This window comes from Pseudomonas salmasensis, from assembly GCF_014268375.2.
GTDB classification, from domain to species: Bacteria; Pseudomonadota; Gammaproteobacteria; order Pseudomonadales; family Pseudomonadaceae; genus Aquipseudomonas; species Aquipseudomonas salmasensis.
In genome coordinates, this window is record NZ_CP077083.1 from 5,412,906 (window position 1) to 5,429,454 (window position 16,549).

Below are 16,549 nucleotides of genomic sequence, written 5' to 3' on the forward strand. Positions count from 1 at the left end.
GTTTTTGGCCGGAATAGGCGCTGTGCCTGTGCAATTCGATGGTTAAGATTCCTCCACGATTTACTTGATGTGAGGTCGCCATGCGCTTTAGTGATTTGCTCGATGCTGCCCGTAGCAATCCTCTGGATGTCACCATCCCTGCCGAATGGGCCCAAGGCCGGGCCACGTTTGGCGGCCTGGTCGCCGCCTTGCAATACGAGGCGCTGCGCGCTCAGGTGCCGGCGGATCGACCGCTGCGCTCCCTGGCCATCACCTTTGTCGGCCCGGTAGCGCCGGATGTACCCGCCAGCTATCAAGTCGAAGTGCTGCGCGAAGGCAAGGCGGTCAGCCAGTTGCTTGGGCGCGTGGTGCAGAACGGTGAAGTGGCGACCCTGGTCCAGGCCAGTTTTGGCGCCTCTCGCCCCTCGGAAATTGACGTGGCGAGTGAGCCACCACCAGTATTCAAACATTGGGATGAGTGCCAGGAACTACCTTATATCAAGGGCGTTACCCCCGAGTTCATGCGCCACCTGGCGATGCGCTGGAGTGTCGGCGGCCTGCCATTTACCGGCAATAAATCCCGCGACATGGGCGGTTGGGTACGGTTGCGCGGGGATGTAAAAGAAGAGCCACTGACCGAGGCGCATATCCTCGCCCTGGTCGACGCCTGGCCACCGGCGCTACTGCCACACCTGAAAAAGCCCGCGCCGGGCAGCACCCTGACCTGGACCATCGAGTTCATCCAGCCGCTGCAAGACCTGACCACCCTCGACTGGTGCCAGTACCACGTCAACATCGAGCACGCCCGCGACGGCTACGGCCACGCTGCCGCTGCCTTGTGGAGCCCGACCGGCGAGTTGATCGCCCTCAGCCGCCAGACCGTGGTGGTGTTCGCCTGAACCTGCCGGTCAGTGGTGGTGCCGCTGCCGCCAGGCGCGCCACCAGCCACCGCTGAGCACAAAGCGCGGAAAGGTCACGAACTGCTCGACCACCAGGCGCTGCACCGCATCTTTGCGATCACTGAACGGCTCGCTGGCCTGGGCCTCCAGGCTATGGCCATGACGCTGCAACGCCAGGCCCGCGACAATGCCAATCACACCGACTGCGAAGCTGGCCAGGCTGAGACTGAACACGCCCGACACGATCAACAGGAAACCAACGATAAACAGCGGCACGGCAATCAGGTGCAACGCCAGGTTGGTCGGGTGCTGATGGTTCTGTGGGTACTGACGCCATTGCCAGGCGGGGAGATTGGGGTGACGTTTGCCCATGGTGGTGAATCCTCTGTCCGTTGAAACAACTTGAACAGAGTCTAGGTTGAGGTGGGCGAGGTGGCGAATTGGAGCTGGCTATGGGCCTCATAGTCTGCAATTTAGGCGGAGTGGCGCTCATGCCCAAATGACACAGTCATGATCGTCCATGTGTACTAAGAACGTCAGCTCGTTATCGGTTATCCAAAACGGATATCCGGTGGTTTCGCCTAACACAGAGGCGAGCACTCGAGCGTTTTCCATTCTCCAGGCGCTGTACGCTGAATCTAATACCAGCAGAACCAGGCCATTCCCGCTAATGCGATGCGGCACCTCCTTCCAAAAGTCAGGGTTGTGTTCGGTGCTTTTCTCGTTCAGTTCGACGGGATCAAGCACATTGCTTTGCGCTTTGAAGAATTTTCTCGTCAGAGAGCTTATCAACAAGTTGAGTTCGCTCGAATCAAGCTTTCCAGCGTCGAGGTTCAGCGCATTAAAGGCTTCGTCTATTTCGTCTTCCAGATAACTCATCAGGGCACACCTATTCTGGACCGGCTAACAGGAACCAGTTGGAGCAGTATATGGCCTCTTTTGGCTCCTCCGTCGCCTCTTTTTCCAGGTGTTTGATAGCCAATATGAGGTGATTTCGGGCCTTCTTTACTTGGCACAAGCATAGGATCGTCAATATTCACTTCCGCTCCTCTATTGGGACCGGTTTGTACTCGCCATTCTGTTGGAAATGATTTGCCATATTGGTCTTTGCCCCATTTCGATACGCTGTATTCGGACCTGGGTATACCCGTTCTGCGAAAAGCCTCATCCAAACCATTATGCATTTGCGTGTAGCTGTCGCCGGTTTGTTTTCTCCAGTCCAGATCGACATCGGGATTAAGTTTCCAGCTGTTGCTCGTACTTGGAGGAGGGCAGTCTGAAGGTGCACAAGCTAAACCTAGTGGATCAATCCACCCTATAGGATTGGGCACATACCGATACCCATTGATCCCCCCCGCCAACTTCACCGGGTCCGGTGTCAGGTAACGACCAATATCCGGATTGTAGTAGCGATGGCGGTTGTAGTGCAGTCCGCTTTCCGCATCGAAATACTGCCCTTGAAAGCGCAGCGGGTTGTCGATTTTGCCCACGTCGAGCCGGGCGATCTGGCCGTAGGCGCGGTAGTGGGCGGACCAGACGATTTCGCCCTCGTGGCTGGTCAGTTCCTGCGGGGTGCCGAGGTGGTCGAGTTGGTAGTGGTAGGGCGTTGTGGCCTGTGGGCCGAAGCCTTCCAGCAGGGCCAGTGGGCGAAAGCTATCCGGTTCGTAGAGGTAACTGCGATGACGCTCTGCATGGTGCTCGGCAGTCAGCTTGTCGCCTTGCCAGAAAAATTCCGTGGTCTTGCCGTCGACGGTTTTGCTGATACGCCGCCCAAACGGGTCATAGCGATAATTGGCGGTTTCGCCGTTCGGCTTTGTGATGCTGATTAACCGATGCTGGCAGTCGTAGCGGTATTCGGTGATGAGTTGCTGGCCTTTGCCGCGCCGCTCACGAATCAAGTTGCCGAAGGCGTCGTAGTCGTAGTGGCGGTCGCCTTGGATCATCAGGCGGTTGGCCGCGACGATGTCGGGGCCGGGGCGGTCTTGCATCAGCAGGTTGCCCGCTGGGTTGTGGCCGAAGCGTTCCTGTACGTCCTGCGAGTGGTCGGCGCGGGTCAGGCGGGCGAGGGGGTCGTAGTGGTAGCGGTGTTCGCCTTTGCGGGTGTCGAGCAGGCGGGTGAGGTTGCCGGCTTTGTCGTAGTCGTATTGGCGTTGGTAGCGGTGGTTCTGTTGCTGGGTCACCGCGTGGGCGTGCAGGCGGTGTTGGTCGTCGTAGTGGTAATGGCTGAGCAGTTGGCCTTGCTGGCGCTGATGCTCTCGGCCGCTGTTGAATAGATGTGAGGTGAGCACGTCACCATTGAGTTCGACGGTGGCGAGGTGGCCGCCTTTGTCGTGGTTGAAGGTGACGCGGTTGTTGTCTGGCAGGCACAGGTTTTTCAGCTGGCCGCAGGCGTCGTAGCCGTAGCGCAGGGTGCCCCAGCCTTGGTGTTCGGCGGTGAGGCGGTTTTGGCGGTCGTACTCGTAGGCCAGCGCCCAGTGGCCGTCTTCGACGCTGAGGAGGTTGCCTTGGCGGTCGTAGGCATAGTCGACAACGCTGTCATCGGGGAGGGTTTTTCTTACGAGGCGCCCGGCGTGGTCGCGCTCGTAGCGGGTGATGAGCTGACTGTCATCGTCGCCGTATTCGGTTTTTTCCAGCAGGTTGCCGTTGAGGTCGTAGGTGTAGGCGGTGCGCTGGCCGTCGAAGCCGGTTTCCTGGCGGATCAGGCCGTTGGGGTGGTAGTCGAGTTGGTAGGTTTCGCCGGTTTCGTTTTCGATCTCGGTGAGCAGCAGCCGCACGTTGTCGTAGCGGTACTTGACCTGGGTGCCGTCGGCGTTGAGACGGCGGCTGATCAGGTGCAGGCCGTCTGCGTATTCGTAGCGGGTGACGTGGCCGAGTTCGTCGCGTTCGGCGATGATTTTGCCGTAGGGGTTGTAGCTGAATTTTCGTGTGGCGCCGCCTGGCAATACAAGGCGAATCAGCCTACCGACGCTGTCCCATTCATAAACGGTCTGTGCGCCGTGTTCACCCTCACAGGCAACTTGCCGCCCCAAGTCGTCATAGCGATAACGCCTGATCCCACCATTGGGCAATTGCTCTTCAAGCAACTGCCCACGCTCGTTCCACACCAGCCGATGACAACTGCTGTCCGGGTACCAAATCCCCGTCAGTTGCCCATGTTTGTTGTAGCTGTAGTCAGTCGAATGGCCATCGGGGTCAGTCTTGCGAATGACATCGCCCTGGTCATTACGCTCATATTTCCAGACTGCTTCACCACGCCGTACAACCCGTACGAACCCATTGTCATGCTCGTAGGAAGTCGGCTCATCATCCCCCGGAAACAGCGCCACCAAGCGTCCGGCATCGTCGTACTGATAAGCCGTCACCGCGCCCATCGGGTCTTGCTCGACGGTCAGCCGGCCTTGGTCGTCGTAGGATTTAAAGTGAGTGGCGCCGTCCGGATCGATGCGCTGTACCAGCCGCGCACGGTCGTCATGGACATAGACTTCCTGGCTACCATCAGCGTTGTGCACGGTGACGCGCCCGTCATCGCCCCAGGCATAACGCGTGTCCATCTGCGAAAAGCTCGCCCAATGCCGCACACAGCGTGACGCCTTGCCAGCGCGTTCCCATTCCCAAAAGAAACTCGCCCCACCGGCCAGTTGGCGCTCCAGAATGACGTGCTGATCGTCGTACCGATAACGCTCGCTTTCCCCGACAGCATTGGTCGCGCAAACCAGTCGTCCGTGTTCGTCATAGGCGTAGGAAACAACGTTCTGCTCGGTCTCCCACACGTAGGGCTCACGCCCTTTGGCGCGATGCACTTGATAGTCCACCGCAACGATGCGATCCAACTCATAACGCAACAGCAGCGAGCGACCCGCGCCGTTATCCAGCCGCTCAATCCTCCCTGAGTGATCACGGCAAAGGCGCAGGCGGTTGTCATACGCATCGCTGATCGAGACCAGCACACCATCGCGAAAGTGATAGAAGCGCGAGGTCTGGGCCAGCACCAGTTCATCAGGAGCCGAACCCAAGTAGATCGCCGCTTCCGCCAGGCTATTGGTGATCGCAGGTCGAGCGGCAGTCGGCAAGGGAAACTGAGTACGGCGGTTCTCATGGTCAGTCCACACCACCAAATCGCCCGAGACACAAAGCCTGTGAGCTAGCGCATGGCTCCAACCAAACCCCAACCCACAATCGACCTCCACCGCGCTAGTGCGATACAGCCGCGTCCACTCAAACGGCAAAACCCCATCCAGCACGCCATCGGTGAGGGTCAGCAATTCCTCACCAGTGACCATCGACACCGGGCAACCGTGAGTGACGGTTTTATCCGCAGGCGCCGCCGCATCGCCTTTAGGATTTGAAGCCACCGCCGGCACATCATCGACAGGCTCCTGGCGGACCAACGTCGTGCGCTGGGTCTTGCCACGCGCCATCGGCACCGGGTTCGAAACCAGCGTGTCGCCAGCCTTCAACGGCACCACCGGCACTGCCTTGACCGGCGTCGCCGCACTGCTCAGCAACACCGGTTTGGCGGCCTCCACATGGGTTTCCAGCCGAGGCCCTGCCACTTGCTTGGCCAGCAACTCCAACAACACCCGCGCCCGCCCGGACTTGACGTGACTGAGCGTCTGCGCACCCAGGCGCAGCTGGACCCCAATGCCTCGCGTGGCCCAAATCAGCAACAGATTGATCAAGACTTCGCCGGTGATTTCACCCAGCACTTCATACAGGTCCGGTGGCGGCAGCATGCGTACCCAGGCCACCAGCGCCGAGAGGTAGATAAACAACAGCGGCTCATCACTGAGTACCAGCAAACCCTTGGCCAGCGTGTCTTTGCCCAGCATGAGCAGCGCGTTCAGCTCGGCTTCGGACAGGTATTTCAGCAATTTTTCGCTGTTGGACTTGAGGTTCGCGAGCAGGTCGTACAGCTCGGTGATGTTGTCCCACAGGTTATAAAGCGCGCTGCCAAGCCCGGCAGCAAAGGCCATGCCCTGTAACGCACTGCGTTTGTAAGCAGGCGCTTTGGCAAAGTCTGCCCACCGAGGCTTGAAGTGCTCGGCCCAGGCCTTGCGCAAATCGGCTTCCAACCTGGCGATCACAGACTCATAGGACGCGTACAGCGCCTGGACGTGAGCCTTGGAAACGTTGGGGTAAAAGGTGATTTCGTACGTCTGGTCGCGGGTACAGTCGTTGACTTCAAGAATGCCGCTGGGGCCAATGGTCCGATGCAGTGGCGCACCTACCGGGCTTCTGTCTCGTGCAACGGCTTGCAGCATCACGGGCGTGTTGCCGATGGGCACGAACTGCGTGCTTTCGAACAGATGTACCAGGGTCAGCCCGCCCTGGGCTTTGCAGAGGGCGGTGGTGCGGTTTGGGTCTTTGGAAGACGCCGGCGCGACGAGCGCGACGTCTTCTCCCACCTTGAACACCTGTTCCACGCTAAGTGCCGAGCGACCCAAATAACGGTTGGCCCACTCTTCGGTGGAGTTCAAGGAAGTACGGAAATCCGCGAATACGCGCTCAACCTTCGGCGCTTCGGGATCCATCGGCACCAGCACCAGGTTGGCCAGCACCGAGATCAAGAGACAGCCCCATCCACCAGGGCTTTAACGAACACCACCATCTGCAATCCCTCGCACTGTTTGATCAGGCGAGGGACTTTGCAGCGGTTGTCAGGTAAAAGAAGTCGGCGTTATTCGCGAGAGGGGCGAGGAAGTTTCGTCTTAACTTCAGGTAAACCGAGGCTTGGTCGTAGGAGTCGGATTACAGCTGGAACAGTCTTACAACTTCAACTGCCCAATCGCCTTGCTCAACTCACCGGCCAGCGTCGCCAGTTCATTGCTGGTAGTCGCGGATGCCACGGTTTGATGTACGGTGTTTTCGGTCACATCGCGAATGCTCACCACGGCGCGGTTCATTTCTTCAGCGACATGGCTTTGTTGCTCGGCGGCCACGGCGATCTGGGTGTTGCTTTCGCGCATCTGTGCCACGGCGCCGGTAATTTCAGCCAGCGCGAGGCCGGCGTCCTGGGCCTGCTGTACGCAGTCGTCGGCCTTGAACGAGCTTTCCTGCATGAAGTCCACGGCGTCGCGGGTGCCGGCTTGCAGCGCCGAGACCATGCGGGTGATTTCGTCAGTGGAGCTTTGCACGCGCTTGGCCAGGTTGCGCACTTCGTCGGCGACTACCGCGAAACCGCGGCCCATTTCCCCGGCGCGGGCGGCTTCGATGGCGGCGTTGAGGGCGAGCAGGTTGGTCTGTTCGGCGATGCTGTGGATCACCCCGACCACGCCGTTGATTTTCTGGCTGTCTTCGGCCAGTTTCTGGATCATTTCGGCGGTCTGCTGCACGCCACTGGACAGCCCGGCGATCGAGCGCTGCACCCGGGTGACCACTGCCTGGCCGCTGCCGGCGAGGGTGTCGGCGGACTGGGACAAGTCCCGGGTGGCGCCCGCATGCTGGGCGATGTGGTAGACGGTGGCGGTCATTTCGTTGATGGCGGTGGCGGCCTGGTCGGTTTCGCTCTGCTGGCCAAGCATGCCGTGCTGTACCTCGTTCATGCTGCTGGCCAGGCGTGCGGCGCCGTCGTCCAGTTGCCGGGCGGTGCGGGCCACGGTATTGACCACCCGCTGGTAGCCGGCTTGCATGGCGTTGAAGGCGCTGGCCATCTGGCCAACTTCATCCTTGCAGGCCAACGGAACCCGTGCCGACAGGTCGCCGGTTTTTTCAACGTGCAGCATCACATCCTTGAGGGTGTTGAGTTGGCTGAGCAGAAAACGGATCAACAACTGCGAGGCGCCGAGCATGGCCAGCATCAGCACTGCCACGGCGACGGCGTAATGGGTGAAGCGTTCACGGAACACTTGGCTCAGGCTCGGCGCGTAGGCGAGGACTGCGACTTGCCGGCCGTCGGCCCGGCTGATCACCTCGGCGCCGATCAGCGGGTTTTCACCGAACAACGGCATGGGGCTGAGTTCAGTCCAGCCGTTGGCAGTGCTCAGGGCGGGCAGGTCCTGGGGAATCTGGCCTTTGGCAAAGGCGAGCCAGTGCTCACCAGTGGGCAAGGTTTTGTCAGCTGGCCAGGCGCTGAGCAAGCGCCCCTGGGCCTGGGCCGATGCCTGCGACGCCTGGCTGCGCGCCTGTTGTTCAAGCTGTACGGCGTACAGCACCAGCAGCAGGGTGGTGATAAAGGCGACCGCATTGACGGCCCAGAATTTGTATTTGAGCGAGATATTGCTAAGCCAGGCACCCATGGAAGGTTTTCTCTGATAGCGGAAACAGTATTGGCAAGGTGCCATTATTGTGCCGCTATTCAGAAAAGCGCTTTTGACATGGGTCAATGCGCCGCATTAATCCATGGCAGGCAAGCCGAAAAAGCGCCGGGCGCACGCGGTGCTGTGCAGCGCCAGGTCTTCCATTGTTTCGTTACGGTGCAAGGCCACTTCGCGCAGTACTTCGGGCAGGTACGCCGGCTCATTGCGGCCATTTTTTGGTTTGGGGCGCAAGGTGCGTGGCAGCAGGTAGGGCGCATCGCTTTCCAGCATCAGACGGCCTCGGGGAATTTCCCGGACCAGCGGATGCAGGTGGGTGCCACGGCGTTCGTCGCAGATCCAACCCGTGATGCCAATGTGCAAGTCCAGGTCCAGGTAGCTGAACAGCGCCGCCTGTTCACCAGTGAAGCAATGCACCACGGCGGCTGGCAGGTGGTCGCGGTAGTCCTTGAGGATCTCCAGCAGGCGCTGGTTGGCATCGCGTTCATGGAGAAACACCGGCAGTTGCAGCTCGACTGCCAGGGCCAGGTGTTCTTCGAGGACTTTTTCCTGCTGGGGGCGAGGGGAGAAATCCCGATTGAAATCCAGGCCGCATTCACCCACGGCGCGCACTCGGCTGTCGCCCAGAAAGCCACGCAGACGTTGGGTGCTGTCGCTGTTCCAGTCGCTGGCAGAGTGAGGGTGAATGCCGGCGGTGCTGAACAGGCGCTGGCCGCTTTCGTCGAGTTTTACACACAATTGCAGTGCCTGTTCGCTGCCTTCGACACTGGTGCCGGTGAGTACCAATTGCTGCACGCCAGCGGCGTAGGCGCGTTCGAGAATGGCCGTGTGCCTCTCGTCGAAACTGGGGTTGGTCAGGTTGACGCCAATATCAATGAGTTGCATGGTGCTATCTCCGCCTGCGGCCGGAAAGCATATCAGAGCTGTAGATTGATAAGAAAAACCAAGAACTACAATGCGTTAACGCTGTCTTTGAACGTCGCAAGCGACATTGTGGTGGGCCGGTTGCCTGCCACCGTGGCGCCGTTGCACGCCTTGCCAGCGCATAAAGCGCTCTGTTTCTGACCACCAGCACTGCGTTATTCGCGCAGGAGCTGGCCAGTTTTCTTTCCGGAGAGCGGATGATCCGACCCTCGGCGTTGCTTATGTTGTGCCTGACGTTATGGCTGCCCATGGCGGCGGTCGCACGTCTGGATGGGCCGCTGCAAGTGGCCAAGCCCGGCAAGGTCCGCGACCTGGCGCAAATCCGCTCCAGTCGCACCCTGCGCGTCTTGGTCAACCAGAGCCGCAACAGTTCCGGTGAAGTGCAGGGCCAGGCCATCGGTGTCGAATACCATCGGTTGCGCGCCTTCGAGCAGTACCTCAACGGCCATGCCCGTGATGGGCAGGCCATCAACCTCAAGATCATCCCCAAGGCCAAGGACCAGTTACTCGGCGCGCTGGCCCGTGGTGAAGGCGACCTGGTAGCGCCCGGTGAGTTGCTGGACGTGAAGGGCGTGCACAAGGTCAGCGCCAGCGCCCCGATTGTCAGCGATGTGCCGTTGTGGCTGGTGGGCGTCAAGGGCGAACGGCGGTTTACCAAGCTGGAGCAACTGTCTGGTCGCACGGTGACGCTGACCACGGGCAGTGCGGCGGCGGACGCCATCAGTCAGGTCAATCAAAAACTGGCCCTGCACAAACGCCCACCGGTGAAAGTGGAATGGGTTGACCCCAGCCTGGCGGTGGAAGACGTTCTGGAGATGGTGCAGGCCGGGATTTTTCACCTGACGATCGTGGAAAAACCGATTGCCCAACGCTGGGCGAAAATCCTGCCCAAGTTGCGCTTTGACAAGCAGGTGGTGATCAGCGAACCGGGCGACGAGTTCTGGTTTGTGCGCCAGGACGCGTCGATGCTGCGCGCCAGCATTGATCGGTTTCTCAAGACCTATCACACGCCTTCCGACCAGGATGTGGCTTTCCAGCGTATCTATCGACGCCTCTATCAGGTACGTAACCCATTGGCGCGGGCTGACCGCCAGCGCCTGGAAAAACTGCGCCCGGTTTTGCAAAAACATGCGCGTGAGCAAGGTATGGACTGGCTAAACCTGGCGGCGTTGGCGTTCAAGGAGTCTTCCCTGGACCCAGGTGCGCGCAACAGCGGCGGCCCCACCGGCCTGATGCAGATCACGCCGTCGGCGGCCCAGCGGGTGGGGGTCAAGAATATCGAGACGCTCGACAATAATGTGCAAGCGGGGGCGCGTTACCTGGCGATGATACGGCGCAAGTTTTTCGCCAGCCCCAAGCTCAATGAGCGCGAGCGCATGGCCTTTATGCTGGCGGCGTACAACATGGGGCCGGAGCGAGTGCAAGGCATGCGCACCGAGGCCAAGCGCCGTGGACTTAACCCCAATCAGTGGTTCTTCCAGGTTGAACGCATTGCCATGGAGCAGGTAGGGATGGGCGGCGTCAGCTATGTTAATAGCGTCAACAAGTATTATTTGGCGTTCGATCGGGAGCGGGAGTCCCTGGAGCCAACAGCGGCTAAAATCGCCTCGCGTAAATAATCGAATTGTTAGATATTAATTAAGCAATATTTCGGCTTTTATCATTGTTTAAACTGATTAATATAGCGGCCAACCAACCCCTACCTGGAAAAGGATTTACCCCATGAGCCCAATGATTACCCGTGTTCTGTCCACTCGCGCCGGTTATGGCCTGACTATCCTGCGCGTCTTCGTGGGCATCATCTTCGCTGCCCACGGCTCGCAAAAACTCTTCGGCTGGTTTGGCGGTGGTGGCCTGGCGGGCACCGCACAATGGATGGAAAGCATCGGCCTGGCGCCGGGTACGCTGATGGCGCTGCTGTCGGGCGGTACCGAGTTTTTCGCCGGCCTGGCCCTGATCATCGGTTTGCTGGTTCGCCCTGCTGCATTGGGCCTGACCTTCCTGACGCTGGTGGCGATTTTCTCTGTACACATCCACAACGGGCTGTTCATGGCCAACAACGGTTATGAGTTCGCACTGGCGTTGCTCGGCGGCGCGCTGGCGGTGTTGCTGGAAGGTGCTGGCAAGTTGTCTGTCGACCGCGCGATCACTCACTGATCGTTTAGCAAGCTGCGCAAAAGGCCCGCTGAAGCGGGCCTTTTCGTTGCCCGGGATTCTTGACACTGCCCCACCGGCTTCTCTAGGATGCTGCTCATGCGCCGATTTAAACAGCTAATTGCGGGGCGCCACTGGGTCTCAATGCAGCCCGACAGAAGCACGCTTGCTCACGCAGGGCGTTCCTCGAAATACCGCTAAAGCGCTGGTTCGGTGTTGCCTCTCACCTGCCCGCAGACTTTTGAGGCAGAGACACGACACGATGAATGCACTACGCCCCCTCATACGCCTGGCCCCGATCACCGCGGACCTGACTCAACGCAATCCGAAAATCCTGCTTGGCGGTAAGCACCAGCCGACGTTGCTGCGCTATCTGGACGGCTGGCCACGCCGAACCGGTCGACCTTCGGCATTCCTGATCCAGTTTGTTGAAGACGGCGACTCCCTGGCCCGTTTTGCCAGCGACAGTTTCGACTTGGCAGTGATTCAGGCCCCGAGTGCCAGCGATGCTGTTGAAGTGATCCGGCAACTGACGCGCATTGCCCGGCAAGGGCTGATTGCCCGTCGGTGAGCGATTAGTGAAAGATCGCGGGTGTACGACGTCGGCGCTGGTGTAGGAAAAGTAACCAGGCAATCAGGCACAACAGCAGCGGAAGGGGCACGATTATCAGCCCTTTCAGTTGTCGCTCGAAACGCTGCACCGGCGCATAGGCCTGCGCCTTGAGTGCGTGCAACTCGATGGGCAACTGCAGGCGCTCCTTGTTCAGTACCTGCAACTGGGTACTGGTATCCACCGCTTGGGTGATAAGCCGTGCGTGCAGTGGGTTCAACCTTCGCCACGCTTGCTCCGTCTGCTCGAGTCGTCGCTCCAGCTCAAGGGAGTTTTCCCGATAAGCCTGTGCGGCTTGGTCCCGCATCTGATCCAGCCTGTGCAACGGTTGGTGCATGACACGGGGTCGAATGCGTTTGAGTGCGTCGGGCGCCGCCAGGTTATCCAATGTGTTCAATACAAACTGCGCGTTGCCGTTGGGTCGTGCCTGGCTGAGGGTGTCCGCTAGCAGGTCAGTGTCGGCCACGACCACCATCTGGATCAGTTCTGCTTTTTGCAGCCCGGGGGGCTGGCCTTTGAGGCCGTCGGGAAACGCTGAGTAAGCGGGCCCCTCAACGCGCGCCGCGATCACATGGCGCTGCCCTGAAGTTGCCGTTTCATCGATGAGCGAGTCGAATGTCGTCGCCGAGGCGAAGCGTTTTGCGTCCAACAGGGCCGATTGCCCTGAGCTCAGTAGAAGCGGGGTCAGCAGTGAGCGGCTCTTGGGTGTTAGCGAAAGTGCGCCGCTGCTTGAGACGATTATGCTGTCCAGTCCCCAGGTGCTGATATCCGTCGTGGCCATGGCCTGTCGTGGAAGGTGTAGCCGGGCGGGGTGCAGTACCCTGGGCCTTCCCGGACCGGGCGTGGCTGATGAGGCATAAAGATTGTCGATCAACAGCTTGTCTGCCGGCATCTGCATGCCCCACGCGTTCAGCAGCCCCTCCATTCTCGCGTTCGCTGACACGGCGTCAGCGCCTATCTCGCTCACGGGGTCGATGAACATCATCAACGGGGTGCCTTTTAATACTGATTGCTCAATGGCATATAAGGCCCGCTCAGGTAAAGCGTGTGGCTGTATGACCATCAATGTCGCGATGGAGGGCGGTACTTGGGCGATGTTTGCTGCCAGTTCCACCACATTGAATTGCTCGCGCATCAACGCCAGCAGCTCGCTGGCCGGCTTATCCAGCGACAGCCCCGACAGCAGGCCGACAGTGGCACGCTCAGGGGGCCCCAACTTATAGATCAGGTGGCTGATCTCATATTCAAGTAATGACTCGTGCTCAGGGCGGAACGCTTCGATGCGTTGGGCGCCCTGGCCAGCGCGGGTGCCGATAAGGCCAAGAAATCCTTGTGTGTCATCAAGCCCGAACAGGCTGGCTTTGTAGGCGTCTTCAGAAAAGGGAGCGGGGTTTATGATATGTAAGTTGATCAGGCCGTTTGCCGCTTTTTCGAACGCCTTGAGCACGTCTTCCACGCGCCGGCCATAACGTTCTAATGCCTGGCTTTTTTGCGGCGCATTGAGGGTATTGAAGTAATACAGATCCAGTGGGCTTTCAAGTGAGGCAAGTAGTTGCCGCGTCGCTGGCGATAACGTATGGATTTTTTCTTGGGAAAAGTCCCATTGGACAGTAGGTAGTTTGGGTACCCAGACTAGATTGAAGGCCAGAAACAGCAGTGATATGACGAGAAGTGTCATACCCGCACGAAAAGCGGATCCCATCAGTGGTCTTCCTTTTTTCAGCTGTTTTTGTAGTTGAGTGTGAGGGTGGTTGCAAACAGAAAAGCAACGATCATGCTGATAAAGTACAGGCTGTCATGCAGTGTGAGCTTGCCGTTATCCATCGCGCTGAAACGGGCAATGGGATCCAAGGACATCAAACTGTCGATAATCCATATTGGTGCCTGTTGTTCAAGTGCATCGAGTACTGACGAAAGCCCACTGGCAGTCAGCAACAAGCCGAGGGTGAAAAAGAAAATCAGCAGGCGTTGGTTCGCAAGTACACAGATAAAGCAACCCACGGAAAGATAACTTCCCGCCAGCAACCAACTGGCCAGGAACTGCGAAGCGATAACGCTATTGTCAGGCGTACCCAGATAATTCACGGCAATTACCAGGGGGAAGTTAAGCATCAGCGCAATACCACAGACAGTCCATGCCGCGATAAATTTTCCGATCACTCGTTCCACTGAGGTGACAGGCAAGGCATTCAGGGTGTCGTAAAAGCTGGCGTTGGATTCATCCGACCACAACTGCGTCGATAACAGGGGGACCAGCAGGAGATAGAGCCAGGGGTGCAGTTCGAAAAAGGCCTGCAGATCGCTGCTGTTTCGTTCCATCCATTGGTTGGAATGCAGTCCCAGCACTGCGCATAGCGCCAGAAAAATCGCCACACTCAGATAGGTGTTGGGCGCGCAGGCATAGCTGGCGAGTTGCCGTTTGAAAATGACAGGTAGCAGTCTCAAGGTGTTACCTCTTGGCTCAGATGGTGAACGACATCGTTCAGGCGACCCGGCTCCAGATTCATTGACGTGATGTTCCAGCCGCGATGGGTGATAAGCGCGTTGATCGAGGGAAAGATGGAATGCCCGGGCATGGCCAGGACAGTCACCTTGCCGGGTGCATGCCGGTCTTCTTCGATGCCGGCGACGCCGGGCAATACGGCCAGCGCGAGCAAGTCCAGCGGGGCGTCTGCTGCGAGGGTGACGGCCTGGAAATGCCGGGAGCTGCGCTGTAAGTCGGGCAGGGAGGCGTCGGCCACCAAGCGGCCACCGGCAATAACCAAGGCACGGGTGCAGATATCCGCCAGCTCCTGGTAATGGCGGGAGGCGATGATGATGGTCATTTCCTCGCTCAGGGACTGGATGAGTGCCCGGAACGTGAGGCGTTGATCGGGACAGAGCCCTTCTGTGGGTTCATCCAGCAGCAGCAGGCTTGGTGAGTGCAGGAGCGCCTGGGCTATTGCCACTCTGCGCTTCAAGCCAAGGGAAAGTACGCTGATGGGGCAGTCGAGCACGGGCAGCAGTTCCAGGCGTGCGGCGACCTGCGCCACCTGGCTGCGTTTTTCCAGGCCGCTCAAACCGCGAATGGCAGCAATGAAATTGAGCATGTGTTTGACGGACATCGTGTGATGGTCAAGGCCGCCCTGGAGTTGATAACCAACGACTTTTTTGGCTTGAGTTGAATGGGTATGGGTATTGAAACCTTGAATAGTGATGTGCCCGGCCGTCGGCTTGATCGCCCCGGCGATCAAGCTCAACAGTGTGGTTTTCCCTGCACCGCTCTCTCCCAGCAGGCCCACACACTCCTGGTGCTGGGCACAGAACGACAAGTTGCTGATTACGCGTGTTTTGCCCAGCTGTTTTGTCAGGTTGCTTATCTCGATCATGGTTTTACCGAATAAGTTTTGCAGGGCGTGTGAGAGGGTGCCGCCTGTAGAGTGAAGTGCTTTAAAAAGGGTACGTTCAATATGAAGGCTTGGGAACGCGAAGTATGCTTAATAAGAAGAATCCTACGTTCGGCCCGATAATTCGCTGAAACAATTGTTTTGTTTTGAATACTTATTAATGCCCAGATGTTTATCTGATGTTTATATAAGGTTTTCTTTTTGTAATGAGGCCTGACTACCATGATGCTTCTACGTACTCTTGTTCTTGAGCGCAACGCTGAAGGCACGCCCGTTAACGGCGCCTTATTGTGCGGGTTTGCTGTTACGCAAACGGCGTCCAACTTTCTGGTATATAGCCTGGATGAGGAGGCAGAGCCCGGCCATTCCAGGGTCTATATCGCGGCATTACGTAAAAAGATGGAACGGTATTTCCTGGGGGGCGTTGACTCCAAAGAGGACCTGCAATTAGCCATGCAAGTCTTCAAACAGATCCTGACGATGGCAGCGGCAGCCGGCTCGAAGACAACGCCCATTGCCGAACCCCAGGTACCCTTTCATTTCATCGATTTGAAAGGCTGCCGGTTGCCACCTGCCAGGCCAGAGGATCATCACTCGGTGATCATCAAGAAGGCTCTGGTCATGAAGGTCATCACCCTGGGCATGTCGGCCCCGGCGTTGCCTGCGATCGAAAGCAGCGCAGTGATCGTGCCGTCTATTCGCTTCTCGTCGCAAATGGTTGCGCCGCCACGAAATCCGCGCTCGGCCACGACTGCACCGCAGCCTATGGATGAAGACGCCATTGAAGAACCGGCGCGGTCGCTGGTCGCGATACCGCAGGAGCAGGTCGAGGCCAGTGCGACGCCTGTTCCGATTGAGCATGATGACAGTCAGTTTGAGCCAAACAACCTGCGGTTGGAGCCACCCGAGCCTGAGCCCGAACCCGAACCCGAACCCTTGGCCCCGCCTGCCCAGCTGGACCCTACCTCTTTGCTCGAAATGGACAGCGCACTGAGCAATCTGGCCAAAGTCGCCCAGGAACTGACGCAAAAAAAATGCGCGGTCCTTGAGAAGGAACAGATGCTTGAACAGTGGCAGGCGCGATTGCAACAGCAGCAGAGCCAGCTGGAAGAAAAGGGCCGTGAACTTGAGCAGCGCCATACCTATTTGCAGGAGCAGGGGCTGGAGGTCAGCCAGAAGGCCGAAAAGCTGGCGATGATGATGTTGCAGCTATCGGGTATGCGCCAGCGCATGCAGGGGACGCTGCTTGAGTTGGATCAAGTGCTGGAGGGGCATGGTTGAGGTAACGGGCGCGCCGGCCTGGATACTTTCCAGGGTTCATTTATCATCAGTCCCAGCCAGCCG

Annotated in this window: 13 protein-coding genes; 5 read left to right on the forward strand and 8 right to left on the reverse strand. The window is 58.7% G+C overall.

Features of this window, described 5'->3' with window-relative positions:
- The first annotated feature begins 80 nt into the window (after positions 1–80).
- Complete coding sequence (locus HU731_RS24375; RefSeq protein ID WP_003189843.1) at positions 81–878, forward strand: acyl-CoA thioesterase; 798 nt, start codon at positions 81–83, stop codon at positions 876–878.
- A 9-nt stretch (positions 879–887) separates the two neighbouring features.
- Here the strand turns inward: HU731_RS24375 and HU731_RS24380 are convergent, their stop codons facing one another.
- From HU731_RS24380 to HU731_RS24400, 5 genes are all read right to left on the reverse strand, one after another.
- Entirely contained in the window at positions 888–1,250 is a 363-nt protein-coding gene (locus HU731_RS24380) for an Mpo1-like protein (protein WP_003189844.1), read from the reverse strand.
- 117 nt (positions 1,251–1,367) lie between these two features.
- A complete protein-coding gene (locus tag HU731_RS24385) occupies positions 1,368–1,757 on the reverse strand; it encodes a hypothetical protein (protein ID WP_057710894.1) in 390 nt (129 codons plus the stop codon).
- Complete coding sequence (locus tag HU731_RS24390; protein ID WP_217894823.1) at positions 1,757–6,445, reverse strand: RHS repeat-associated core domain-containing protein; 4,689 nt, start codon at positions 6,443–6,445, stop codon at positions 1,757–1,759. Before HU731_RS24390 ends, HU731_RS24385 begins: the two co-directional genes overlap by 1 nt.
- 198 nt (positions 6,446–6,643) lie before the next feature.
- Positions 6,644–8,113 (reverse strand): methyl-accepting chemotaxis protein, encoded by a 1,470-nt coding sequence (locus HU731_RS24395; protein WP_186606123.1) that lies wholly within the window; start codon positions 8,111–8,113, stop codon positions 6,644–6,646.
- Between the two features lie 96 nt (positions 8,114–8,209).
- Positions 8,210–9,016 carry a TatD family hydrolase gene (locus HU731_RS24400; protein WP_186606134.1) on the reverse strand — a complete coding sequence of 269 codons (807 nt, stop codon included), beginning with the start codon at positions 9,014–9,016 and terminating at the stop codon, positions 8,210–8,212.
- A 236-nt stretch (positions 9,017–9,252) separates the two neighbouring features.
- Here HU731_RS24400 and HU731_RS24405 point away from each other — a divergent pair, with 236 nt between their 5' ends.
- The 3 genes from HU731_RS24405 (at position 9,253) to HU731_RS24415 (ending at position 11,780) form a co-directional block, all read left to right on the forward strand.
- Positions 9,253–10,674 carry an MltF family protein gene (locus tag HU731_RS24405; protein ID WP_186606141.1) on the forward strand — a complete coding sequence of 474 codons (1,422 nt, stop codon included), beginning with the start codon at positions 9,253–9,255 and terminating at the stop codon, positions 10,672–10,674.
- Positions 10,675–10,777: 103 nt separating this feature from the next.
- Positions 10,778–11,212, forward strand: a complete 435-nt coding sequence (locus HU731_RS24410; protein ID WP_044274573.1) for a DoxX family protein — start codon at positions 10,778–10,780, stop codon at positions 11,210–11,212.
- 259 nt (positions 11,213–11,471) lie between these two features.
- A complete protein-coding gene (locus HU731_RS24415) occupies positions 11,472–11,780 on the forward strand; it encodes a class I SAM-dependent methyltransferase (RefSeq protein ID WP_186606143.1) in 309 nt (102 codons plus the stop codon).
- A gap of 4 nt (positions 11,781–11,784) precedes the next feature.
- Here HU731_RS24415 and HU731_RS24420 read toward each other — a convergent pair whose 3' ends face one another.
- Genes HU731_RS24420 through HU731_RS24430 form a run of 3 tightly spaced genes read right to left on the reverse strand, consistent with a single transcriptional unit; the run spans position 11,785 to position 15,187 of the window.
- A complete protein-coding gene (locus tag HU731_RS24420; RefSeq protein ID WP_186606145.1) occupies positions 11,785–13,521 on the reverse strand; it encodes a Gldg family protein in 1,737 nt (578 codons plus the stop codon).
- A gap of 17 nt (positions 13,522–13,538) precedes the next feature.
- A complete protein-coding gene (locus HU731_RS24425) occupies positions 13,539–14,264 on the reverse strand; it encodes an ABC transporter permease (protein ID WP_186606147.1) in 726 nt (241 codons plus the stop codon).
- Complete coding sequence (locus tag HU731_RS24430; RefSeq protein WP_186606149.1) at positions 14,261–15,187, reverse strand: ABC transporter ATP-binding protein; 927 nt, start codon at positions 15,185–15,187, stop codon at positions 14,261–14,263. The genes HU731_RS24425 and HU731_RS24430 overlap by 4 nt, the downstream gene beginning before the upstream one ends.
- A 240-nt stretch (positions 15,188–15,427) precedes the next feature.
- Between HU731_RS24430 and HU731_RS24435 the strand changes: the two genes are divergently transcribed.
- Entirely contained in the window at positions 15,428–16,486 is a 1,059-nt protein-coding gene (locus HU731_RS24435) for a hypothetical protein (RefSeq protein WP_186606151.1), read from the forward strand.
- Positions 16,487–16,549: the final 63 nt, after the last annotated feature.

Coding starts and splice junctions, on each gene's coding strand:
- HU731_RS24375 (WP_003189843.1), top strand. CDS start 81: ATGCGCTTTAGTGATTTGCTCGATGCTGCCCGTAGCAATCCTCTGGAT.
- HU731_RS24380 (WP_003189844.1), bottom strand. CDS start 1,250: ATGGGCAAACGTCACCCCAATCTCCCCGCCTGGCAATGGCGTCAGTAC.
- HU731_RS24385 (WP_057710894.1), bottom strand. CDS start 1,757: ATGAGTTATCTGGAAGACGAAATAGACGAAGCCTTTAATGCGCTGAAC.
- HU731_RS24395 (WP_186606123.1), bottom strand. CDS start 8,113: ATGGGTGCCTGGCTTAGCAATATCTCGCTCAAATACAAATTCTGGGCC.
- HU731_RS24400 (WP_186606134.1), bottom strand. CDS start 9,016: ATGCAACTCATTGATATTGGCGTCAACCTGACCAACCCCAGTTTCGAC.
- HU731_RS24405 (WP_186606141.1), top strand. CDS start 9,253: ATGATCCGACCCTCGGCGTTGCTTATGTTGTGCCTGACGTTATGGCTG.
- HU731_RS24410 (WP_044274573.1), top strand. CDS start 10,778: ATGAGCCCAATGATTACCCGTGTTCTGTCCACTCGCGCCGGTTATGGC.
- HU731_RS24415 (WP_186606143.1), top strand. CDS start 11,472: ATGAATGCACTACGCCCCCTCATACGCCTGGCCCCGATCACCGCGGAC.
- HU731_RS24420 (WP_186606145.1), bottom strand. CDS start 13,521: ATGGGATCCGCTTTTCGTGCGGGTATGACACTTCTCGTCATATCACTG.
- HU731_RS24430 (WP_186606149.1), bottom strand. CDS start 15,187: ATGATCGAGATAAGCAACCTGACAAAACAGCTGGGCAAAACACGCGTA.
- HU731_RS24435 (WP_186606151.1), top strand. CDS start 15,428: ATGATGCTTCTACGTACTCTTGTTCTTGAGCGCAACGCTGAAGGCACG.